The sequence below is a fragment of the Pontibacter ruber genome (assembly GCF_023630205.1).
Classification (GTDB): domain Bacteria; phylum Bacteroidota; class Bacteroidia; order Cytophagales; family Hymenobacteraceae; genus Pontibacter; species Pontibacter ruber.
The window spans coordinates 1,491,314-1,514,483 of record NZ_JALPRR010000001.1; the positions used below are offsets into that span (position 1 = coordinate 1,491,314).

The window sequence follows — 23,170 nt, forward strand, 5'->3', positions numbered from 1 at the left end:
AGAACGTTTGCAGCTACTACTGTTGTTATGAACTTGGGCCAACGCATGGCTGATTGTTAAATTTGATTTATCTTTAGTGCCCTTGTTGCCAACGTGCAACAGGAGGCTATGAAACGAGATATATGTCATTACTATTCACTGATTTTAAAAGCTGGGAAAAGCACTGCGCAGAAACCGGCGAACCCTTATACCAGCCTGTGCTGGAGTACGAAGTAGAGCAGAAAGGCCGAACCGAAGAGTTTATCTGGGAGAACTTGGCTAAAGCCTACGAGGTGATGAAAGATGCTGTGCATACCGGCCTGACGGAAGACATGCGCTCCCGCTCGGGTATGGTGGACAACAGCGCCAAGAAGGTAGCAAAGTCGCCGGTAACGGTGCTGTCGCCGGAGTTTCAGATGCTGGTGTCGCGTGCCTTGGGAGCTAAAGAGGTAAACTCGTGCATGGGCCGCGTAGTAGCGGCGCCTACGGCGGGTGCTTCCGGCATTTTGCCCGGCACGCTAACTACGCTGCAGGACCTGCACCATCTCGACGATAGAAGAATTCTGGAAGGTTTGCTGGTTGCGGCAGGCATTGCCCTGATCATTGAGCAGAACGCATCGCTGGCCGGCGCGGTGGGCGGTTGCCAGGCCGAAACAGGTAGCGCTGCTGCGATGGCGGCCGGTGCTATTGTGTACTGCCTTGGCGGAAGCGTGGAGCAGGTGTTTGCAGCCGTTGCCATTACCATCCAGTGTATGCTCGGCCTGGTGTGCGACCCGGTGGCAGGCCTGGTAGAGGTGCCCTGCATCGTTCGTAACGCCAGTGCGGCAGCCATTGCCTACTCTTCCTCGCAGCTTGCCATTGCAGGCGTTAACCCGGTTATACCGGTAGACCAGTGCGTGGCTGCCCTCGGCGAGGTTGGCGAAAGTATGGAGCGCAAGTATAAAGAGACTGCCGAAGGCGGTCTTGCCAATACACCCAAAGCCCGCGAGATTGAAAATTTCGTGCTGGTGCAGGACGTGGAGATCCTGCCGGATGAAGACGAATTGAGTTAAAGAGGTAGAGAGTTACAAAAGCTTTCTCCTTTTATTTAAGCCAGCGGACACTATAATGTTGAGGCTGTTGTTGTAAGTATAATACCTGTTTTTATTGGGTGCCTGCGAGTTGTAGAATTCTTGCAGGCACTTTGCTTTTACACATTTTCTGAAGGGGAACTGTTGCGGCATGTTATGTTAAGATACTGAATAGTCGTAACTTGCAGCAAACTCAAACTCAAAATAGCATGACCGTTTCTAAAATGGCGCAAACCCTCATCGGCTCTGAAATTATCAAGCTAGGCGGAGAGGTAAACGCTATGATCGCACGTGGTGAGCAGATCTGTAATCTTACCATCGGTGATTTCGACCCTACCATATACCCGATTCCGGAAGAACTCCGCGAAGAAATAACCAAAGCATACGCCGAAGGACATACCAATTACCCGCCTGCTAACGGTGTAGCCGTGCTGCGCAAAGCCGTAGCCGCTTTCACAAAAGAGCGACTGGGGCTTTCATATCCTGAAAACGACATCCTGGTTGCTGGCGGCTCACGTCCGCTGATCTATGCAACCTACCTGGCTCTGGTTGATCCGGGCGATAAAGTAGTGTTCCCGACGCCCTCCTGGAACAACAACCATTACTGCCATCTGTCAGGTGCTACGCCTGTGATGGTGGAGACAAAGCCGGAAAATAACTTTATGCCGACGGCTGCCGATGTGGCTCCGCACCTGAAAGGGGCTACCATGCTGGCGCTTTGCTCGCCGCTCAACCCAACCGGTACCATGTTCTCCCGCAAAGACCTGGAAGAGATATGCGACCTGGTGATAGCGGAAAACAAGAGCCGCGCTGAAGGTGAAAAGCCGCTCTACATGCTCTACGACCAGATCTACTGGATGCTTACCTTCGGTACAGAACACCGCCACTACGACCCGGTTAGCCTGCGCCCGGAGTTACGCGATTACGTGGTTTACATTGACGGTACCTCGAAGTGTTTTGCTGCAACAGGCGTGCGCGTAGGCTATGCATTTGGCCCGACCGTGGTGATGGACAAGATGAAGGCCATACTGGGCCACGTAGGTGCCTGGGCTCCGAAAGCCGAGCAAATGGCTACTGCCGCGTACCTGAACCAGCCGGAGGCGGTAGATAGCTTTATGGCTGAATTCAAGGAGAAGGTGCAGCAGAGCCTTGATGTACTGTACAATGGTTTCAAGCAGTTAAAAGAAGAAGGTTTTACAGTAGACGCCATCGAGCCAATGGGGGCCATTTATCTTTCGGCACAAATGAACCTGGCCGGCAAAACCACACCGGACGGTAAAGTGCTGCAAACAAGCCAGGATGTATCGTTTTACGTGCTGTCGGAGGCGAAGCTGGCGGTGGTGCCGTTCTCTGCCTTCGGCTCTGACCGTGGCCTTAACTGGTTCCGTTTGTCAGTAGGCGGTGCATCGCTGGAGGCTATTCAGGAGTCGCTGGGCAGACTGCGTGCCGCTTTGCAAAAGCTGAAGTAAGTAACAGAAGTATAGCAAAAGGAGCAGCTAGCTAACATATATAAAGTCCCCTTCCCTGAAAAGAGAGAGGGGACTTTATGTTTATGATTTCTGCTGTATCTAGATAAGGTAAAGTATAAACTCACCCCTGCGCCCCTCCTGGGAGGGGAATCTCTGCCTTTAGCAATCGTTAAGCTTATACTTTCATAGTCGGTGTTGTCCAACCACCCCTTGCCCCTCAGAGCTACGCTCGCTAGTTTCGAACTCGCGTTCTCACTAGTCTAAGGCGGGGAACTCTGTAGTAGCTATACTTGAGGTATAAGTTTCATAGCGCCAGTATTGACCTCACCCTAACCTTCTCCTAAAAACAGGAGAGGGAACTCTGTTCCTATTGCAAAGTAGCTTACGAAGCCGTGTCATTTCCAGTCCTTGGGTTGAGCGCCTTGTGCATGTTGCGGTGCTGAGCGACAGCGAAGCAGCCTGCAGGCGCAGCCGATGGCAGCTTCAGGCACACAGCGCGATGCCCGAGGACGAGGCCCCGCGGCCGTGAGCGCACCAAAGTATAAAATGAAACTATAGGCAAGTATAACTGAGGAACACAGGTGGCTACAAAGCAAAGGCTTGCTAGCGCAAAGTATAAACTTCAGCTACAGTATAAGATTTCTCATTGCATTCGAAATGACATAAAACAGAAAAACCGCTAAGTATACTTAGCGGTTTTTCTGTTTTATACTTCTATACTTATCTGCCTCGAAATACTCTCTTCCAGCGAGATGAACGTTTCGGTGCGCTGCACGCCGTCTATGACCTGTATCTTCTCGTTCAGCACTTCCCGCAGGTGTTTGGTGTCGCGGCAGATAATCTTTACAAACATACTGTAAGAGCCGGTGGTATAGTGTAGTTCCACAATTTCCGGTATCTCACGCATCTTGGTTACGGCATCTTTATATTCAGAACCTTTCTCCAGGAACACCCCGATAAAGGCACATACATCGTAACCAATGGCCGACGGACTCACCAGCAGCTGCGCTCCCTGCACGATGCCCATCTCATTTAGTTTTTTCAACCGCACATGTATCGTTCCTCCTGAAACGCCAAGCTCCTTTGCAATATCGGTGTAGGCACGGTTCACATTCTGCATCAACAGGCTCAGAATCTGCCGGTCCAGTTTATCAATTTCGTAATTCATGGGCATTAATAAAGTATATTTTTATCAATATTATAATCTATAAGGGTAATGTGTTTGTAATTTTCAACAAATTTAAATATATGTTAAATATTTTTCAAAGAAAGGTATTGTATTTTAATTTTGTGATGTATCAAATCATTCATTATTAAAGATTTATAAATGGAAACACAAACAGTTGCAGCGCCGACGGTGCTGGATGCAACCCTCGATCATCTGCGCCGCGCCTCCCTGGCCAAGGTCCTGAAGGTGCAGCAGGGGGTTGTACGTGCTACACATGAGTTCATGTTCCAAAAAGGTCTCACGCAGCTCATGCCGCTCATGCTCTCACCCATTACCGACCCGTTGAACCACGGTGTGGTAGATGCCACCATCGGCTATGCAGAACAGCGCTGGAGCCTGACCAAATCGATGATCTTTCACAAGCAGCTGGCACTGGTAAACCCGGAACTGGAAGGCATTTACATTGTGTCGCCGAACGTGCGGTTGGAGTTTGCCGACCGCGCGGGTACCGGCAGGCATTTGTTCGAGTTCACGCAGGTAGATTTCGAGTTTAAGGGCAAGGACCGCTTCTATGTGATGGAGTTTATGGAGGAGCTGGTAAACTTTATTTTTGCGCGGCTAAACAAAGAGCTGCCGGAAGTACTGCTGGAACTACGGGGCGAACTGCTGCCACAGTACGAGAAGTGGCCGGTATACCGTACCGAAAAGCTGGAGGCTGCCTATGGGCCGGAGTATGAAAAGCTAAAATCAGAGGAGGCAACGGAGCCGTTCTGGTTGCTGAACCACAAACGCGAATTTTACGACAAAGAAGACCCGGTTAAGCATGGCACTTACCTGAACTACGACGTGATCTGGCCGGAAGGCTTTGGTGAAGGATTATCCGGCGGAGAGCGCGAACACGAGTATAAGCAGATCCTGAAGCGAATGGACGAGGTTGGCACCAGCCAGGAAACCTTCCGCCATTACCTGGAAGTGGCCAAAAGTGGTTTGTTGCCGAGAACAGCCGGGGCAGGTTTTGGCGTAGAGCGCATGACCCGCTTTATCTGCCGCCTGAAAGATGTGGACGAAGCCACGGTCTTCTCCCGTAAACCATTTGCATCAACCATCTTTTAAAGTATAAACTTATGGATGACGACGGCAATAATAACTGCTGGCAAAGTATAACCGGCAACAAAGTATAAAAGGCCTGCAAACTTAATTGCAGGCATTTTTCATGTGGAACATGTTCGTTTATACTTTTACTTTTTCCGCTCCTTCCAGAGTTGGTTGAACGTTTTCGGAGGGAAGTGTACCGGTTCGCGGCGCTTGCTCCAGGTATCTTTGGTAAAGCGTTTTACTACAAAATTTTTGATGCCGGCCGGAGCCAGATTCATCAACGTTCGGCTCTTCATGGCTTTGGTCCAGTACTTAAAGGCGAGCTTTTCCTGGCTATCGGCCAGGCCTTGCTCCACACTTTGCTTGCGGTTAAGCAGCAGCAGGTTGTGGATGTTGATCTTGACCGGGCAAACCGACGTACAGGCACCGCACAGCGAGCTGGCAAAGCTCAGGTGCTTGTTTTCTTCCATACCACTCAGGTGCGGGGTGATAACAGAGCCAATCGGGCCGCTGTAAGTAGTCTCGTAGGTATGGCCGCCGATATTCTTGTATACCGGACAAATGTTGAGACAGGCACCGCAACGGATGCAGTTCAGGGCTTCGCGCTTCTCAGGCTGGGCCAGCAGCTCGGTACGGCCGTTGTCGAGCAGCACCACGTACATTTCTTCCGGGCCATCCTTCTCTTTTGGCTGCCGTGGGCCTGTGAAGATGGTGTTGTAGATGGTCACGTTCTGCCCGGTACCGCTGGTGCTCAGCAATGGCCAGAACAAGTCCAGGTCCATCACAGAGGGCAGCATCTTCTCGATCCCTACAATGGCAATGTGTGTTTTCGGGAAAGCAGTGGACAGGCGCCCGTTTCCTTCGTTTTCCGTTACCGCCACGCCGCCAATATCTGCCAGCAGGAAGTTCCCACCGGTTATGCCCACCTCTGCCGAAGTATACTTATCGCGCAGTAGCCTGCGGGCTACACCTACGAGTTCTTCCGCGCTATCGGTAGGAGCAATCTTCAGCTTCTCGACAAACAGGTCGGCAATATCCTTTTTGGACATGTGCATGGCCGGTGTTACGATGTGGTAAGGCCGCTGCTCTGCCAGCTGCACAATGTACTCGCCCAGGTCGGTCTCTACTGCCTCAATGCCGTTCTTCTCCAGGTAATCGTTCAGGTGCACCTCTTCCGTCGTCATCGATTTAGACTTTACGATGGAGCGGGCACGTTTGCGCTTCATGATCTCGCCAATCTCTTTGAGTGCTTCCTGTGCATCGCGGGCCCAGATTACCTTGCCGCCACGGGCTGTAAAATTGGACTCAAATTCCATCAGGTACTTGTCTAAGTTGTTGATGGTATTTGTTTTGATATAGGAGGCACGCTCGCGGGCGAGCTCGTGGTCGGTGTATTGGGTGAGGCCACGCTGCACAGCGGCGTTATACTTGCCGATGTTGAACCGGATGGTATTGCGGTGGCCAAGGTCAAATGCTTTTGTTTCTGAATCCTGCAGAAACTGTTTTAGTTTACTCATAACGATACTACCCTACGGTATTTCCTGAAGTATAGCTGCATTCAGGAGGTGGTAATCAAAAGAAAAACACCCTTAAAGTTAGGGTGTTTTCTTAAAAGCCAACAGGGGCTATACTTTGTTTTGTTTTAAACGGGTTTTGTACCAGTTTTAGTATGTTACTGCTTGTGGCTGTCTACTACAATGCGGTTGTCGCGGTTGGCCAGCTCCCAGGTAGTGTAAAACGCCAGGCGGGCCACTTTCTCGGCACTGTCAAACAAGATCTTGTCTACTGAATCAGACGGTTTGTGGTAGTCGGCGTGCACCCCGTTGAAGTAGAAAATGATCGGAATGTTGTGCTTGGCAAAGTTGTAGTGGTCGGAGCGGTAATAGAAGCGGTTCGGGTCGTTCTCGTCGTTATACTTGTAGTCGAGCTTCAGGTTCACGTACTTCTTGTTGGCCTCCTCGTTGATGGCGTGCAGCTCCGAAGAAAGTTTATCCGAACCGATCACGTAGATGTAATTGCTGTCGTTGGTCTTCTCGTAATCAAAGTCCATGCGGCCGATCATGTCGATGTTAACGTCGGCAACGGTGTTGGCCAGCGGGAACACCGGGTTGTTGGAGTAGTACTCAGAGCCCAGCAGGCCTTTCTCTTCGCCGGTAACAGTCAGGAAAAGTACGCTGCGGCGTGGGCCAAAGCCATCTTTCTTTGCCTGGGCAAACGCCTCTGCCAATTCAAGTACGGCTACCGTGCCGGAACCATCGTCGTTGGCGCCGTTGTAGATCTGGTCACCCTGCAGCGTTGAGTCTACGCCTACGTGGTCATAGTGCGCCGAAACAACTACTACTTCATCTTTCTTATCGGAGCCTTCGATAAAGCCCAGCACGTTCTCAGAAGGAAGTGGCGTGGCAATACGCTCGGTCTTGATCTTGATGTCTTTTGCTGCTGTAAACGTGCCTGGTGTCGGCTTACCTGCTTTTGCAACTGTCGCGGCATAGGCGAACATTTTCTGCGGAGTCGTGTTCAGTAGTGCTGCGCCAACTGCAGGAGAGGCAAGTATAACCGTTGCGTTTTCCTGTGTAGCGCTGTTCTTCAAACCGATGGCCGGACGTGTAGCATAAGAGCTGTAGCGCTGTGTCATGGTCTTGAATTCATCGGCGTTGGCACCTGTAACGATCACCACGCTCTTGGCTCCGCGCTTGGTAGCAGCGTTGCGCTTGGTACGGAAGTCGTTGCCCCAGTCGGAAGCTTTGTCGGTGCCGCTGATCAGGTACTTGCCGTCGGCAGTTTTAGGCTCGCCGCCCAGCACCACTACCATTTTACCTTTTACATCCAGGCTAGTATAATCTGAGTACGTTCCGTTATCAATGCCATACCCGGCGAACACGATCTCAGGGGTTTGCTCGGTGAGGTAAGGAGAGGCACCCAGCACGAAAAAATCCTGCAGCATCGAGAATCTTTGCTTGCCTATGGTGATGTAACCAGTTCCCCACTTGCTTGTTTCCAGCTCAACCGGCTGGTAGTATGGGTTGCTGCTGTTCTGCACAGGCCCGGTTAGGCCATCTTCCCTAAACTCTTTTGAAATGTACTCAGCAGCCATTTTCTGACCTTTTTGTCCTGTGTCGCGGCCTTCGTACTCATCTGAAGCCAGGATGTGCAGGTGCTTGGACAAATCAGCAGCCGTAACGGTAGCGGCATACTTTGGAGCAGCAGCCTGTAGTTGCGCTGCATCGGTAACAACTACAGGTTCTTTAACCGAGGTAGTGGGTGTTTTGGCGCAGCCCACAGAGAGGGCAGCCAGCAATACCCCGGCATAGTAGGTAGTATGTTTCATGGTTGTTTTTAAGGTGGGTGAAGTTTAGTTTAGATTATAGTTTCTGGATCAGAACGGTGGCAAAAGCGGCCACGCCTTCTTTTTTGCCCACAAAGCCCAGGTGCTCGGTGGTAGTAGCTTTTATCGAAATATCGTGCTCCGGTATGCCCATCACACCTGCCAGGCACTTTTTCATTTCCGGGATGTACGGGTTTACCTTGGGCTCCTGCAGGCAGATGGTAGAGTCGATGTTGCCGATCTCGTAGCCTTCGCGGGAAAGCAGGTGCACCACTTCTTTCAGCAGTATCTTAGAATCGATGCCTTTATACTTGGGGTCTTTGTCGGAGAAGTGGAAGCCGATGTCGCGCAGGTTGGCAGCGCCCAGCAGCGCATCGCATATCACGTGGATGAGCACATCCGCGTCAGAGTGCCCTAAGGCGCCATGCGTGTGCGGTATCTTGATGCCGCCCAGCCAGAAATCCAGCCCTTCCTGCAACTGGTGCACATCGTAGCCAAAGCCGGTTCTTATCTTCAGTTTCATGTATAAGTATAGGTTTTTGCATTGCCTGCTTATAAAAGAGCAGGTCTGAAAAGTAAATGTAACGCAAATGGCGATATGTTGGAAGCCGCGCCTGCGATTTTTGGAAGCTATACTTTGTTTGTGCTGTTTTGGGTGCAGATAAAAGCAAAAGCGCCGGCTACTTCTCAGTAGCCGGCGCTCTTTTGTGGCAGTTTATACGTTATACATTAAGCACGCAGTTCTTCCTCGTTCTGCTCCTCGTCCAGCGACGGGTAGTCGATGTAGCCTTCCGGGCCCGGTGCGTAGAAGGTGCTCTTGTCAGCTTCGGCCAGTTCGGCGTGCAGCTCGAAACGCTTCGGTAAATCCGGGTTGGAGATGAACGGTATACCAAAAGCTACCATGTCTGCGTCTCCTTCCTCTATTACGCGGTTGCCTGTTTCCTGCGTAAAGCCTGCGTTGATGATCAGGTTGCCTATGTAGATCGGGCGGTAACGCTTGGCAATGTGCGGCTCTGCGTACGGAATGCTGCTCACGTTGGTAAACGGCTCTGACAGGTGCAGGTAGGCCAGGTTGTACTCGTTCAGCTTCTCGATGATGTAATCGTACGTCGGGATGGTATCCTCATTGAGGGTAATGCCAAAGGAGTTGTGCAGGCTTGGGTTCAGGCGCACACCCACCCGTTCGATTGGTACTACTTCTTTGATGGCATCCAGCACCTCGAAGAGAATGCGGGCGCGGTTCTCTTTGCTGCCGCCATAGGCATCGGTGCGCACGTTGGCAGAGCTTACAAAGAACTGGGCCAGCAGGTATCCGTTGGAGGCGTGTACTTCCACCCCGTCAAAGCCGGCTTCCATCGCGTTTTTGGCAGCGTTTTTAAAGTCCTGCACAATTTGTTTGATGTCTTCCTGGGTCAGCTCGCGGGGCGTAACGGTATCCTTAAAGCCCTGCGGGGTAAAGGATTTGTCGTTCGGGTTGATGGCGGAAGGCGCTACTGGCAGCTCCCCGTTATGGAAGTCGGGGTGCGACATGCGGCCTACGTGCCACAGCTGCAGGAATATCTTGCCACCTTTGGCATGCACGGCGCGGGTTACTTTCTTCCAGCCTTCTACCTGTGCTTCGGAGTAAATGCCGGGCGTGTTGATATACCCAACTGCCTGCTTCGAGATCTGGGAGCCTTCTGAAATGATCAGTCCGGCTCCGGCACGCTGCTCGTAATACTGCACATGCAGCTCGGTAGGTGCGTTCTCCGGGTTATCGGCGCGGCTGCGCGTCATAGGCGCCATGATCACGCGGTTCTTCAGTTCTAGATCCTGTATTCTTATCGGTCTTAAAAGTGGTTGTGCCATATGTGTAGTTAGAAAGTTAAAAAGTTAGAGAGTTAGAAAGTCATTGTCACTTCTGCCTTCCCTGTCTCCCTCATTCGTAATTATTAATTTGTAATTCGTAATTAAACCGTGTCCCAGTCCGGGGCGAAAGAAGGGTTGACTACCCGAATGTTGTCCTGTTTGAGCTGGTCAATTGCTTTTACTTCGTCGGCCGTGAGCTCAAAATCGAAGAGGTTGATGTTGTCCCGTAGGCGTTCTGCTTTGGATGTTCTGGGTATAGCCATCACGTTGTTTTGCTGCACCAGCCAGCGCAGGGATACCTGTACTTCGCTCTTGCCATACTTTTCGCCAATAGCTTTAAGCGTAGGGTTGCCGAGTACTTTGCCTTGCGCTATCGGGCTGTAAGCCGTTAAGGAGATGCCTTTCTCGCGCAGGTAAGTATGCAGCTTGTTCTGGTTAATCAGCGGGTGGTACTCTACCTGGTTGGTGATGATGTCGGCACCGGTCGCAAGCACCTGGTCTAGCAAAGCCGTCGTGTGGTTGCTCACGCCGATATACTTCGTGTATCCTTTGTGCTGGGCCTCCATCAGTTGCTCCATATACTCGGCTACGGGCACGTTGCGGTTGGGCCAGTGGATGAGTAGCAGGTCCACGTGATCGGTTTTCAGTTTGCGTAGGCTTTCCTCTACTGATGGCAGGAAATCTTTTTTATGCAGGTTCTCGCGGAATACTTTGGTGGTCAGGAAAATCTTCTCCCGGTCTATGCTTGCGTTTTTGATGGCGGTACCCACACCGGCTTCGTTCTGGTAGATCTGTGCCGTATCGATGTGGCGGTAGCCCTCAGACAGGGCCGCAGCTGTGATTTCCTGGGCGACAGCGTCCGGCAACTGGAACGTACCCAAACCTAAAGCAGGTATAACAGCGCCTTGTATCGTGATATTTTTCATAAGTTAGATCTAAGTATATACATTGGTTGTATATACAAATATTAGTATAAAAAAATTTGCTTTAGCCTCTGAGCTTATCCAGCAGGTTGCTGACTAAAACGGCTTCTTCGGAGCTGAGGTTATGAAAACGTTCCAGCAGTTGCGGCAGATAACTATCAATCTGCGTCAGCTTTTCCAGTCCTTTGGGAGTCAGTCGCACCTCGATCATGCGGCGGTTGGCAGCGCAGATATCGCGGGTAACGTAGCCTTTCTCGATTAGCTTATCGACCAGCCGGGTAACGTTGGAGTTGCGGTCTACCATGCGGTTCTGGATGTCTCCGAAACACACAGGTGACGGGTGTTGTCCCCGCACGATGCTCAGTACATTGTGTTGCTGTTGTGTCAGGCCGAACTGCTTGAAGAAAGACAACTGCTGCTGGTTTACCCAGTTGTTGGTAAACAGCAGGTTTACGAGCAGGCGACGGTAATCGTCTGTAAACTCACGTTGTTGTATTTCGTCTTCTATGCGCATAGCTGGTTTGTCAGAGGCAAAGGTATTGTTGTTGTTTGTATATACAAATATTGGCGTAAAAATGTTTTGCTTAAATGGTAAGTATAGGTTTCGCGTGAAACAGATTAGGTCTGTAATGCAGCCAGGGAAGTATGGAATCAAGAAAAAGCGGCTGTAGCACTAAAGCTACAGCCGCTTTCTATAAAGTATAGCTAAGTGCGTTCTACTCTACTGGTGCCACAGCCTTTTCCTTCTTCTCGGCTCTGTATAGCAAGGTAGAGCAGTTGTTCGAGCTTAGTACCTTCCTCGCGCAACGCTGAATATCTTCTGGTGTCACAGCTTGTACTTTCTCACCTTCCAGGTTGATGAGGTTGGCATCGCCCAGCAGTTTGCTGTATGCCAGGTTCATGGCGCGGTTCAGCAACTCTATTTCGGAGAAAACAATGGTAGCCTCCGCCTGGTTCTTTACTTTGTCGAGTTCCTGCTCGTCCACCAGATTGTCCATCAGTTCCTGGTTAATAGCCTCAATGGCAGCGTTTGCTTCGTGCAGATCTACCCCTTCGTGCAGCTTGCCCTGGATAATAAGCAAGCCTGGCTCTATCGATCCCGAAACAGATGCCGAGATCGAGTTGAAAAGCTTTTTACCTTTTACCAGCCGCTCGTACAGCCTTGAAGACTTGCCACGACCTAGAATATCGCTGATCAGGTCTACGGCATAGTAATCTTTGTGCGTGCGCGACGGCATGTGGTACGCTTTGTAGATGGCCGCTAATGGCACATCAGCACTTGTTTCCAGCACGCGCGGACCTTTCTGCTCCGGCTCGGCAGGTATGCTGCGCTCGTACTTTTCTCCGGCAGGTATAGGTCCAAACCATTTCTCGGTCAGCTCCTTTGCGCGCTCAAAGGTGATGTTGCCCGCTACCACCAGTATGGCATTGCTCGGCGAATAGTGCTTGTTAAAGAAGGCTCTCACGTCTTCCATCTTGGCATTCTCGATGTGGGAGATCTCCTTGCCGATGGTCGCCCACTTGTATGGGTGCTGCTCATAGGCCAGCGGGCGCAGCTTCAGCCACACGTCGCCGTAGGGCTGGTTCAGGTAATTCTGCTTGAATTCCTCTACTACCACCTTGCGCTGTACTTCCAGGCCGTTTTCGCTAAAGGCCAGCTCCAGCATGCGGTCTGACTCCAGCCAGAAACCGGTTTCGATGTTCTGAGCCGGCAGCGAGAGATAGTAGTTCGTGATGTCGGGGCTGGTGAAGGCGTTGTTCTCGCCCCCTACGCGCTGCAGGGGTTCGTCGTACACCGGTATGTTTTTGGAGCCACTGAACATCAGGTGCTCGAACAGGTGGGCAAAGCCGGTGCGGCTTTCTTCCTCGTCGCGCGAGCCTACGTTGTAGAGCACGTTCAGCACGGCCATCGGTGTGGCATTGTCTTCATGCACGATCACCTGCAGGCCATTATCTAAGGTAAATTCTTTAAATTGTATCATGGTTATTTAGAGACATAAGATTGATAGACCAAGGACAAAAGACTTTTTATGGATATACTATAGTTTGGTCGATCAGTTCCACCATTCTCAAGTATGTGTCCTAGGTCTTTTGTCAAATAATCCTTTGTCAAAGTATAAGACAAAAGTATAAATTAGCGGGATATATTTCAGGGCTACCGCTAAACCATTATCTTGCCCAACTATAACGAAATTCTGCTCTTGAAGATGAACTTTAACCGCAAAGAATATACAGACGACGAACTTTTAGCCCTTTACAAGGCTATTCTGAAGCCCCGCATGATCGAGGAACGCATGCTCGTGCTGCTGCGCCAAGGGCGTGTGAGCAAGTGGTTTTCCGGCATTGGCCAGGAAGCCATTTCGGTAGGATCAGCGCTGGCACTGGAGGCAGACGAGTATATTTTGCCGCTGCACCGCAACCTGGGCGTGTTTACCAGCCGCAACGTGCCTTTGGACAGGCTGTTTGCGCAGTTCCAGGGCAAAAAGACCGGCTTTACCAAAGGCCGCGACCGTTCGTTCCACTTCGGTACGAACGAGCACCATATCGTGGGTATGATCTCGCACCTGGGGCCGCAGCTGGCTGTGGCAGATGGTATTGCGCTGGCCGACCTGCTGGATAACAGGGAAAAGGTGACGTTGGTTTACAGTGGTGACGGCGGAGCCAGTGAAGGGGATTTCCATGAGGCGCTGAATGTGGCGGCAGTATGGGGCCTCCCGGTTATTTTCATGATCGAGAACAACGGCTACGGCCTTTCTACCCCAAGCAGCGAACAGTTTAAGTTCAGCCACTTTATCGACAAAGGGCCGGCTTATGGCATCGATGCGCTGCAGATAGATGGTAACAACGTGCTGGAAGTATACGATACGGTACGCCAGGCTGCTTACAGCATGCGCAAAAACCCGCGCCCGATGCTGATCGAGGCAATTACCTTCCGGATGCGCGGGCACGAAGAGGCCAGCGGAACCAAGTATGTGCCGCAGGAACTGTTCGAAAAATGGGCTAAAAAAGACCCGGTAGACAACTTTGAGCGCTATCTGCTGGAAGAACTGGTGCTGACGCAGAAAGCCATGGAGGGCATACGCGAAGAGATAAAGGCAGAAATAGAAGAAGGACTGCAGACCGCCTTTGGTACGCCAATGCCGGAAGCAAACCGCGAGGAAGAACTGGCCGATATGTATGCACCGTTCGAGCAGGAGGTAATAAAACCTGCTTCTGACGCGAAAACCGAAAAACGATTTGTGGATGCCATTTCAGACGGGCTTCGCCAAAGTATGGAGCGCTATCCGGAACTGGTGCTGATGGGCCAGGACATTGCCGAGTATGGCGGCGTGTTCAAAGTAACAGAAGGCTTTGTAGACCAATTCGGAAAAGCACGCGTACGCAACACGCCGCTTTGCGAGTCGGCTATACTTGGGGTTGGCCTGGGCATGTCAGTTAAGAATAAGAAAAGTATGGTGGAGATGCAGTTCGCTGACTTTGTGAGCGCCGGTTTCAGCCAGATCGTGAACAACCTGGCCAAGAGTCATTACCGTTGGGGCCAGCATGCCGATGTGGTGGTGCGCATGCCTACGGGTGCCGGTACAGCTGCCGGTCCGTTCCACTCGCAAAGCAACGAGGCCTGGTTCTTCCACACACCGGGCCTGAAGATCGTGTACCCATCTTCGCCTTACGATGCCAAAGGCTTGCTAAACGCAGCCATCGAAGATCCGAACCCGGTGATGTACTTCGAGCACAAGCTGCTGTACCGCTCCATTTCACAGGAGATTCCGGACGATTATTATACCGTAGAGATAGGCAAAGCCAAATTAGTAGCCGAGGGCAGCGACCTTTCCATTATTACGTATGGCATGGGCGTGCACTGGGCCAAGCAACTGCAGCAGGAAATGCCAGAGATCAGTATTGACATCCTGGACCTGCGCTCGCTGTTGCCATGGGATAAAGAAGCCGTGCGCGATACCGTAGCCCGTACCGGCCGCGTTATCGTATTACACGAAGATACCTTAACTGGCGGCATTGGCGGCGAAATAGCTGCCTGGATCGGTGAGCACTGCTTTGAGCTGCTCGATGGCCCGGTAACACGGGTTGCCAGCCTGGATACAGCCGTACCGTTTGCGCCGCCGCTGGAGCAGGAGTTCCTGCCAAAACAGCGCCTGCGCGAAAAGGTGGAAGCGGTTCTCACCTTCTAATTATACTTTTTATGTTCAGCGATTATACTTTGCAGCCCTATGCCTAGATTACGTTTTCTTTATCTAACCCTGTTTTGCCTAGTACTGCTGTTGGGTTCCGGTTGCCAGCGCAAAGGCATTCCGTGCCCGAAGCCAAGCAAAGCAAGAGTAAAAGTGCAGGGCAAGAACGCCTCCGGTCTGCAGGGCGTGGATGTGCCGATGGACAAGAACGGTCTCGTTAAAAAGAAGCGAAGAAGGTAAAGTACAGAAACCAGCTGACCGGATTTAAGTATAACTATCAACAGTTTAGCAAAAATTTGTATGGATGTGCGTAGGCCTGTAAAGATTTGGAAGCGATTAGCCTGTGTTGCAGCATTAGTTTTACTCAGCGCAGGAGCTGCTATGGCACAGATCAGTTATAAAGCCGTAGACCAGCACAACCACCTGAAGCGGCAATCGCTGAAGGAGGCGGACAAGACAGATGTTGCTTACAAGGATACGCACCTGAATACAAGCACTTATACTTTTAAAAAAGGAGAAGCAGGGCGTAAACGGGTGGCTACCAACGATGGACGTAACAAGTACAGGTTTACAGAAAGAGGCAACGCAGCGCAGAGTCTGCCTGTGAAGCTGAAGAAAGGCTGGCTGTTTAAACGAAAGAAAGATAACACACAGAAGTAAAAGCAAAGATTTATATGAATTGGTCCCCCTTAACCAGTGCGGCGCAGCTTGAAGAAGTGATGGAAGAGTCGAAGAGCGCTCCGGTGGTAATTTTTAAGCACAGCACCTCCTGCTCTATCAGCGCCACCGCCAAAAGCAGGCTGGAACGACAGTGCAGCGGCAATGAGGATCTGAAAAGCGTAAAATTCTATTACCTGGACCTGCTCAGTTACCGACCGGTTTCCAACGAAGTAGCGGAGGTGTTTCAGGTGCGGCACGAGTCTCCGCAGCTGTTGCTTATTCAGGACGGCATGTGTACCTACGATGCCTCTCACCTGGGCATAAACGTAGACGCTATCAAGAAGAAAGTATCAGCATAGCAGCCTGAACAGGTTGCTATGCTGCCTGTTTTAGTACTGGAACGAAACCGATTGTTTGATGTCCGGGTGCAGGCTTAGTGCAACAGGGCAGGTACGGGCCGCATTTTCCAGCAATGCCTTCTCTTTGGAAGTATAGTTGTTGAGGGGCATTTTAAAGTTCAATACGACTTCCGCAATACGGCGCGGCTCAGCCGACATGATCTTTGTTGTTTCGATCTGCATGCCTTCTATGTTGATGTTGTTGCGGTTGGCTACAATGCCCATGATCGTCATCATGCAGCTGCCAAGTGCGGCGCAAACGAGGTCAGATGGAGAGAAAGCCTCGCCGCGGCCATTGTTGTCAACGGGTGCATCGGTAATAATGGTATTGCCAGAGGCAAGGTGTTTGGCACTGGTGCGCAGTTCGCCTGTATACGTGTTGTGAATGGTTGCCATGTATGCTAACTATAGTTTTATAACAGCGTAAATTTAGATAGATTTAGTCAAACTATAAATCAATAGAAGGTGGTAAGATACCTGGCGATTACTTTAGCCCTTGCCTTGCTGGCCCTGGTGCCCGCAGCTGCGCAATCAGACGACGAAGACTTCAGGAACGAGCTAAGCTACGGCATTAACTTCAACTCAAATGCCGGGCTGATCGGAGGGGCCTTTTTCCGCTCCTCTCATTTTGTGCGCGATGATCTTTACCAACTTTGGGGATTGGAGATTGTGGAGGTAAAACACCCGAAGGAAAGCCGCTGGTACAGCGGGCAGACCGGAGACTTTTTTATACTTGGCAAGCAGAATTACATGTTCGTGCTGCGCCCGCAATACGGGGCTGAGTACGTGCTGTTCCGGAAGGCAGCCGAATCAGGCGTGCAGGTAAATGCTGTTGGAGCTGCCGGACCTTCCCTGGGCCTCTTGGTGCCCTATTACATCCGCTACAATTATGGCGGCGCCGGTGGCAACGATGTCCGCACCGAACAATACGACCCCCAAAAGCACCCGATCCCTGATAATATACAAGGCAACGCTAACTTATTCACAGGCTTTGGCGAAACAAAGATAAGGCCGGGTTTGCATGCCAAAGCAGGCCTCAGTTTTGAGTATGGCCGTTACAAAGAAAGTATAACCGGCATCGAGGTGGGCTTTCTGGTAGAGCAGTATTTCAACAAAATGATCATCATTCCGGAAGCTGAAAACTACAGCACCTTTGCCTCGGTATACCTTAATATCTACTATGGCCGTCGTAAATAGCTTTTCCCAAAAACAATCCGGCAGATAGTACTGTTAAAAGAGAACGTTGTAACACTGGATGGTGGCACAAATCTTAGCGAATGGCTAATCTCTTTACTCATAAGTTCCTATCTTTGCAGCATGGATGAAATAATATCACTTCCGGTTATACAGCCTAACACAACGCCCGCCGAGCTGAGTGAAAATGGCAAGATACGTAAGCCAAACTGGCTGCGTGTAAAGTTGCCTGTGGGCCAGGAATACACTAAAGTAAGAAACATAGTATCTGAATATAAACTGCACACCATCTGCGAGAGCGGCAACTGCCCGAACATGGGTGAATGCTGGGGTGCTGGTACGGCCACTTTTATGATTCTGGGCAACGTTTGTACGCGCAGCTGCTCGTTTTGCGCAGTAGCGACAGGCCGCCCGAACGAGTACGATCAGGACGAGCCGCGCCGTGTAGCCGAGGCTATCCAGCTGATGGGTGTAAAACATGCCGTGATCACTTCTGTTAACCGCGACGAGCTGAAAGACCGTGGCGCAGCCATCTGGCACGAAACAGTACGGTTGGTAAAAGAACTATCGCCGGCAACAACTATAGAAACCCTTATCCCGGACGTAAAGGCAAACTGGGATGCATTGATCACGATGATATCGCCGGGGCAGGAGGTTGTTTCGCATAACATGGAAACGGTAAAAGAGCTTTACCGCCGCGTGCGCCCGCAGGCCAAGTATGAGCGAAGCCTGGAGCAGATCCGCCGCACCAAAGAGTATGGCAAGCGCACCAAGACCGGTATTATGCTGGGATTAGGTGAGACGCGCGAGCAGGTTTACCAGGCCATGGATGACCTGGCTGCTAACGGTTGCGATATCCTGACGCTGGGCCAATACCTGCAGCCAACCAAACTGCACATCGAGGTAGCCGAATTCATACACCCGGACTTGTTTGAGCATTACCGGGTAGAAGGCCTGAGAAGAGGCATCAAGTATGTGGAGTCCGGACCATTGGTTCGTTCTTCCTACCATGCTGAGCGCCACGTACACGTATAAAAAAAAAATTATAGTACTATAGCTAGCTCCTGCTGCAGTAAATAGTGGCAGGAGCTAGCTTTTTTTATTGCACTGTTCTCTGTTGTAATTCTCTTCTAAAAAATCTCCCCAATTCCCCTTTTTATTATAACATCGGATGCTGTATCCCGTATATCGGGCCATAACTCTGTACATTATTACTATAAACCTATATATAATTTGAATTGTATTTGCCTCCTCCCGTTCTCCATCTTGTACTCAAAATGCATTATTTTCTAAACTTTTTCAAAAAAAGTGAATAGCCGAATAGTATAATTTAATTGTCGTTACAACATCTACTATGGCTGAATACATTATTTTTTTTATATAAAGTTAAACTAATTTAAAAAACATCAGTAAAGGGACATAATAAACGTCTATAAAAATATACATATATTTATGTCCGGAAGTATATTTCCTTTAATAATGCCTGTATGAATAAACTTTTACTGCTACTCTCTCTCTTCTTGGCTGTGAGCACCACCCTTAGCTATGGGCAGCCAGATCTTACCTTGAACCGCGCTGAGAAATTTGCGGTTCTGGCCACTACGCAAGTCAATAACATTGGCGAGACGGATGTGTATGGTGACCTGGGTATTTCTTCCGGAAGAAACATAACCGGAGATGAACAACTTACCGTTGTTGGCGAAAGGATGTACGGACCTGCTTCGCTTGCTCCGGGAGCACGTGATGATGCAGAGGCGCTGTATAACCGACTAGAAAACCTGCCAGCCACTACGCTGCAAGACCCGGTGTTGGGAAACAACTTCCAGTCGCTGACTCCCGGCGTTTATAAGATCAATGGCGACGCCACTCTCAGGGGCGGTCTGACGCTGGATGGCAACGGAGACCCGAATGCCGTCTTTATCATTATCATACAAGGAGACCTGCTCTCGAACTATGACCGGACCTATGTAAACCTGGTAGATGGTGCGCAGCCAAAGAACGTGTTCTGGGTTGTAAAAGGGAAAGTAGATACAGGTAAAACCACGCTTTTCCAGGGCACTGTTATCGCGCAGAAAGACATCACCCTGGGCAACGGCGTGATCATGATCGGTAGAGCTATCTCGCTGACAAGTGTAGTAAATCTGCATAACAACCTGGTGTTCATGCCAAACATAGTGTTGTCTAACCTCAGCGTGCAGAAAGAGGCTGAAAACAAAGATTACATACTTGGCAGCGAAGTAACCTATACCATTACTGCCCGAAACCTGGGTCCTAACGACGCGACCGGCGTGGTGGTAAGAGAACAGATTCCTGTAGGCCTGGCATTTGTTAGGCCGGTATCGGCAAGTAAGGGCACTTATGACACTCAAAAGAACGAGTGGTATATCGGCAATATGGCTGTAGGAGAGACAGCCACGCTTAAGCTGACTTTCAGAATTATATCTACAGGCAATGTAAACAACAAGGTAGTAATCATAGGCGATAACCCGGACCCTATTCCGGATGATGACGAAGACGATAATCCGATCAATGTACCGGTGGAGTCGGCGGACCTGAGCGTGAAGAAAACCGTAAACGCTGGTCCTTATCTTATCGGGGACGTGGTTACTTATAAAATAGAGACAACAAACAACGGTTTGTATGAAGCGAAGGGAGTTAAAGTAACAGAAAAGCTTCCTACAGGCTTGCAATATGTGAGCCACACCGCCAGTGTAGGCGATTACGACCCAATAACCGGTATATATACCGTGGGCAACCTGGCCAGCAAAACAACTGCAACACTTACCATTCAGGCAAGAATAACTGCCGCTGGTAACATCAGAAACATAGCAGTAGTGGAAGGTTCGGACCCTACCAAGGATCCGGATAAAGACAACGACGAGGACGATGTAACGATTGTTGTGCCGGTAGAGTCTGCTGACTTAAGTATAAATAAAACTGTAAGCGGTGGCCCTTATAAGATCGGGGATGTGGTTACCTATACCATCACCACGAAGAACAGCGGCCTTTACGGAGCAGTAGGAGTAAAAGTAACAGAGCAACTTCCTGAAGGGCTGCTGTATGTTAGCCACACCACCAGCGTAGGCACCTACGATCCGGCCACAGGCATTTATACCATAGGGAATTTAGCAAGCAATGCAACAGCTACACTTACCATACAGGCGAAGCTGGTTAAAAATGGCACCATCCGAAACGTGGCTACGGTTATTGCCCAGGATCCTACCAAAGACCCTGACAAGGACAACGACGAGGAAGACGAAACCATTGTTGTAACCTGCCCTGACCAGCAGTTAGCTATTACAGGCGTTGTGCTTGTTTGTGCCAACACAGATAAGATAACTTATACTGTAACTGAGGTAATTGGCGGTACTTATACTTATACTTTACCACTAGGCTGGGAAATTGTAGCACAAAGCGGCAATACGGTTACAGTGAAAGCAGGTACAGCTCCCGGTATTATCACGGCAACAGTTAAAAACCAGTGCGGTAAAATCATGACTGCTGCATTAAATGTAGGAGTAACCGGAGCGCCAGCCATACCAGTTATAACAGGAGGGGGCAATGCGATTTGCTACAGCACCGAAGGGGTGAGTTATACTGTAACCAGCCAGGAGGGTATTACAGCCTATGACTGGTCTGTTACGGAAGGACTTGAAATTGTAAGTGGCCAGAATGCTGCAACGGTAGTGGTAAAACCTAAGGCAGGCAGCCCACTTGGCGGTACCCTGACGGTGAGAGTAACCAACAGCTGTGGCTTCACGACTGCCGGTACTAAGGTAATAACGATAACACCGGCACCAGCTGCTCCAATTGCCATACTAGGTCCGGCAGATGTTTGTGCAGGTACTGAAGCAGAATATTCTGTGGTAGCAGTAGCTGGCGCCTCATCGTATACCTGGAACGTGCCTGCTGACTGGACTATCCTGACTCAGCCGGCCAACTCAAACAAAATAAGAGTAAGAGCAGGTACAGCGGGCGGAAACATTACGGTAACTGCCGATAACAGCTGTGGCCGCAGCACACTAACCTCACGAGCACTGTCCGTAAGTACAGCACCGGTTGCTGCAAGCGGTATTACCGGTAACACAACTGCATGCGTTGGCACAGAGCAAACCTACAGCATACCGGAAATAGCAGGCGCTACAGGTTATGTATGGGATGTGCCGGCTACCTGGACTGTAGTAGGTAGCAGAACCTCCAGAACCATAACCGTTATTGTGAAGGATGCCGGAACTATAAAAGCAGCTGGCAGCAACCCGTGTGGCGACGGTGCATTCGTAAGCCTGAATGTAGGCATAACCACAGCGCCGGCCGCTATTGGTGCCATTACCGGCGGAAGCGCGGTATGCGGATCAAGCCAGGGCAATACGTATAGTATCGCAGCGGTGGAAGGTGCTACTACCTATGTATGGACAGTGCCAACCGGATGGAGAATTACCAGCGGCGACGGTACAACCAGCATCACAGTAGAAGCAGGTACTGCAGGAGGCACCATCACGGTAACGGCATCCAATGCCTGCGGCTCTAAGGTAGCAAGCAAAGTAGTAGGCATCACAGCCTTACCTGCCATGCCGGGCGCCATTACAGGCAACACTGCTATCTGCGCAGGCACCGAAGTAACCTATACGGTACCATCCGTAGCTGGCGTAAGCTATACCTGGACCATACCAACTGGCTGGACTGTAATTACAGATAACAACACCAACCAGATCAAAGTTAAGGCAGGCACTACTTCCGGTAACATCGAAGTAGCCGCTACCGGACCATGCGGAAGCAGCAACAAAGTGTCGCTGGCGATAGCAGTAACCAACACACCAGCGGCACCAGTTAAGATCAATGGTCTGGCAACTGCCTGCGTGGGCGAGAAGCTTACCTATAGTATTGATGAGGTAGCCGGAGCTGCAGGGTATACCTGGACCATTCCGAATACCTGGAGCTTTGAAGGCAGCCGTACCGGTAACACCATAACAGTGGTAGTTGGTACAGAAGCTGGTAAAATAACAGCAGCCGTAAACAACCAGTGCGGCGCAGGGGCCACAGCAAGTATAGACGTAACGCCAACTGTAGCGCCGGCCGCTCCGGTAGCCATTACGGGTCCTGCCGATATCTGCATCAACAGCGAAGGCAACGTGTTTAGTGTGGCGGCTGTGCCTGGTGCAACAAAGTATAACTGGACGGTACCAACCGGCTGGACGATTACAGCAGGTGACGGAACGAACACCATCACAGTAACAGCCACTTCAGAAGGTGGAACGGTGAAGGTTTCGGTAACGAACGGTTGTGGTACCGGTGCTGAAGCAACACTGCCGGTTAGCATCACTCTGCCTCCAACTGCTGTAGGTACTATCACCGACAACTCGAATGTGTGCGACGGCCTTACCTTCTCTGTATCGGAAGTAGCGGGTGCAACTTCCTATACCTGGACCGTAAGCGATGGCTTCACGATCACAAGTGGCCAGGGCACTACCAGCATCAAGGTAAAAGCCAGCTCGCCAAATGCTACCGGCACCGTAACGGTAGTAGCCAACAACGGCAGCTGCGCCAGCTCGCTGGAAACTACTGCTCCGATCGACGCGAAACTGGCTGATGGCGAGCTCAGCTTCCCGAAAGCCTTCAGCCCGAACGGCGATGGCCGCAACGATAACTGGGAAGTTAAAAACCTGGAGAAGTTTGCCGACAACGAAGTGGTGATCTTCAACCGTTGGGGCTCTGAGATCTACAGAAAGAAAGGCTACCAGAACGATTGGAACGGCAAAGGATTAGGCCAGGGTACTTACTTCTATAAGGTAAGGGTTAAACTATGCGATGGAGTGGACAAGGAGTTTACCGGTTACACAACCATCTTCCGATAGAC

19 protein-coding genes are annotated in these 23,170 nt (G+C 50.6%); 10 read left to right on the forward strand and 9 right to left on the reverse strand.

Annotation, left to right across the window (positions count from 1 at the left end):
* The first annotated feature begins 122 nt into the window (after positions 1 to 122).
* Together sdaAA and MJ611_RS06640 are read left to right on the forward strand one after the other, a co-directional pair.
* Entirely contained in the window at positions 123 to 1,031 is a 909-nt protein-coding gene (gene sdaAA / locus MJ611_RS06635) for an L-serine ammonia-lyase, iron-sulfur-dependent, subunit alpha (RefSeq protein WP_250428725.1), read from the forward strand.
* A gap of 227 nt (positions 1,032 to 1,258) precedes the next feature.
* Positions 1,259 to 2,518: a pyridoxal phosphate-dependent aminotransferase gene (locus tag MJ611_RS06640; protein WP_250428726.1), complete on the forward strand. Its 1,260-nt coding sequence runs from the start codon at positions 1,259 to 1,261 to the stop codon at positions 2,516 to 2,518.
* Positions 2,519 to 3,224: 706 nt separating this feature from the next.
* Here MJ611_RS06640 and MJ611_RS06645 read toward each other — a convergent pair.
* Entirely contained in the window at positions 3,225 to 3,686 is a 462-nt protein-coding gene (locus MJ611_RS06645; protein ID WP_250428727.1) for an Lrp/AsnC ligand binding domain-containing protein, read from the reverse strand.
* 159 nt (positions 3,687 to 3,845) lie between these two features.
* Between MJ611_RS06645 and MJ611_RS06650 the strand changes: the two genes are divergently transcribed.
* Positions 3,846 to 4,799, forward strand: a complete 954-nt coding sequence (locus tag MJ611_RS06650; RefSeq protein ID WP_250428728.1) for an asparagine synthetase A — start codon at positions 3,846 to 3,848, stop codon at positions 4,797 to 4,799.
* A gap of 125 nt (positions 4,800 to 4,924) precedes the next feature.
* Here MJ611_RS06650 and MJ611_RS06655 read toward each other — a convergent pair whose 3' ends face one another.
* From MJ611_RS06655 to MJ611_RS06685, 7 genes are all read right to left on the reverse strand, one after another.
* A complete protein-coding gene (locus MJ611_RS06655) occupies positions 4,925 to 6,298 on the reverse strand; it encodes a LutB/LldF family L-lactate oxidation iron-sulfur protein (RefSeq protein WP_250428729.1) in 1,374 nt (457 codons plus the stop codon).
* Positions 6,299 to 6,453: 155 nt separating this feature from the next.
* Entirely contained in the window at positions 6,454 to 8,109 is a 1,656-nt protein-coding gene (locus MJ611_RS06660) for a M28 family peptidase (protein ID WP_250428730.1), read from the reverse strand.
* A 34-nt stretch (positions 8,110 to 8,143) separates the two neighbouring features.
* On the reverse strand, positions 8,144 to 8,629 hold the full coding sequence (gene ispF / locus MJ611_RS06665) for a 2-C-methyl-D-erythritol 2,4-cyclodiphosphate synthase (RefSeq protein WP_250428731.1): 486 nt from the start codon (positions 8,627 to 8,629) through the stop codon (positions 8,144 to 8,146).
* A 206-nt stretch (positions 8,630 to 8,835) separates the two neighbouring features.
* Positions 8,836 to 9,954, reverse strand: a complete 1,119-nt coding sequence (locus tag MJ611_RS06670; protein ID WP_250428732.1) for an alkene reductase — start codon at positions 9,952 to 9,954, stop codon at positions 8,836 to 8,838.
* 101 nt (positions 9,955 to 10,055) lie between these two features.
* Complete coding sequence (locus MJ611_RS06675) at positions 10,056 to 10,880, reverse strand: aldo/keto reductase (protein ID WP_250428733.1); 825 nt, start codon at positions 10,878 to 10,880, stop codon at positions 10,056 to 10,058.
* A gap of 61 nt (positions 10,881 to 10,941) precedes the next feature.
* Positions 10,942 to 11,391, reverse strand: coding sequence for a MarR family winged helix-turn-helix transcriptional regulator (locus tag MJ611_RS06680; protein WP_250428734.1), 450 nt, complete (start codon positions 11,389 to 11,391; stop codon positions 10,942 to 10,944).
* A 202-nt stretch (positions 11,392 to 11,593) separates the two neighbouring features.
* Positions 11,594 to 12,859, reverse strand: coding sequence for a M16 family metallopeptidase (locus MJ611_RS06685; RefSeq protein ID WP_250428735.1), 1,266 nt, complete (start codon positions 12,857 to 12,859; stop codon positions 11,594 to 11,596).
* Between the two features lie 225 nt (positions 12,860 to 13,084).
* Here MJ611_RS06685 and MJ611_RS06690 point away from each other — a divergent pair, with 225 nt between their 5' ends.
* From MJ611_RS06690 to ytxJ, 4 genes are all read left to right on the forward strand, one after another.
* Positions 13,085 to 15,064, forward strand: a complete 1,980-nt coding sequence (locus MJ611_RS06690; protein ID WP_250428793.1) for an alpha-ketoacid dehydrogenase subunit alpha/beta — start codon at positions 13,085 to 13,087, stop codon at positions 15,062 to 15,064.
* 39 nt (positions 15,065 to 15,103) lie between these two features.
* A complete protein-coding gene (locus MJ611_RS06695) occupies positions 15,104 to 15,304 on the forward strand; it encodes a hypothetical protein (RefSeq protein ID WP_250428736.1) in 201 nt (66 codons plus the stop codon).
* A gap of 141 nt (positions 15,305 to 15,445) precedes the next feature.
* Positions 15,446 to 15,724, forward strand: coding sequence for a hypothetical protein (locus MJ611_RS06700; protein ID WP_250428737.1), 279 nt, complete (start codon positions 15,446 to 15,448; stop codon positions 15,722 to 15,724).
* Positions 15,725 to 15,738: 14 nt separating this feature from the next.
* A complete protein-coding gene (gene ytxJ, locus MJ611_RS06705; RefSeq protein WP_250428738.1) occupies positions 15,739 to 16,083 on the forward strand; it encodes a bacillithiol system redox-active protein YtxJ in 345 nt (114 codons plus the stop codon).
* A gap of 30 nt (positions 16,084 to 16,113) precedes the next feature.
* On the opposite strand, the gene MJ611_RS06710 is transcribed toward ytxJ, so the two are convergent.
* Positions 16,114 to 16,518 carry an OsmC family protein gene (locus MJ611_RS06710; protein ID WP_250428739.1) on the reverse strand — a complete coding sequence of 135 codons (405 nt, stop codon included), beginning with the start codon at positions 16,516 to 16,518 and terminating at the stop codon, positions 16,114 to 16,116.
* A 69-nt stretch (positions 16,519 to 16,587) separates the two neighbouring features.
* On the opposite strand from MJ611_RS06710, the gene MJ611_RS06715 reads away from it, so the two are divergent.
* The 3 genes from MJ611_RS06715 (at position 16,588) to MJ611_RS06725 (ending at position 23,168) form a co-directional block, all read left to right on the forward strand.
* Positions 16,588 to 17,319 carry a hypothetical protein gene (locus tag MJ611_RS06715; RefSeq protein ID WP_250428740.1) on the forward strand — a complete coding sequence of 244 codons (732 nt, stop codon included), beginning with the start codon at positions 16,588 to 16,590 and terminating at the stop codon, positions 17,317 to 17,319.
* A gap of 129 nt (positions 17,320 to 17,448) precedes the next feature.
* Positions 17,449 to 18,351 (forward strand): lipoyl synthase, encoded by a 903-nt coding sequence (lipA, locus tag MJ611_RS06720; RefSeq protein WP_377496570.1) that lies wholly within the window; start codon positions 17,449 to 17,451, stop codon positions 18,349 to 18,351.
* A 452-nt stretch (positions 18,352 to 18,803) separates the two neighbouring features.
* Positions 18,804 to 23,168 (forward strand): ice-binding family protein, encoded by a 4,365-nt coding sequence (locus tag MJ611_RS06725; RefSeq protein ID WP_250428742.1) that lies wholly within the window; start codon positions 18,804 to 18,806, stop codon positions 23,166 to 23,168.
* Positions 23,169 to 23,170: the final 2 nt, after the last annotated feature.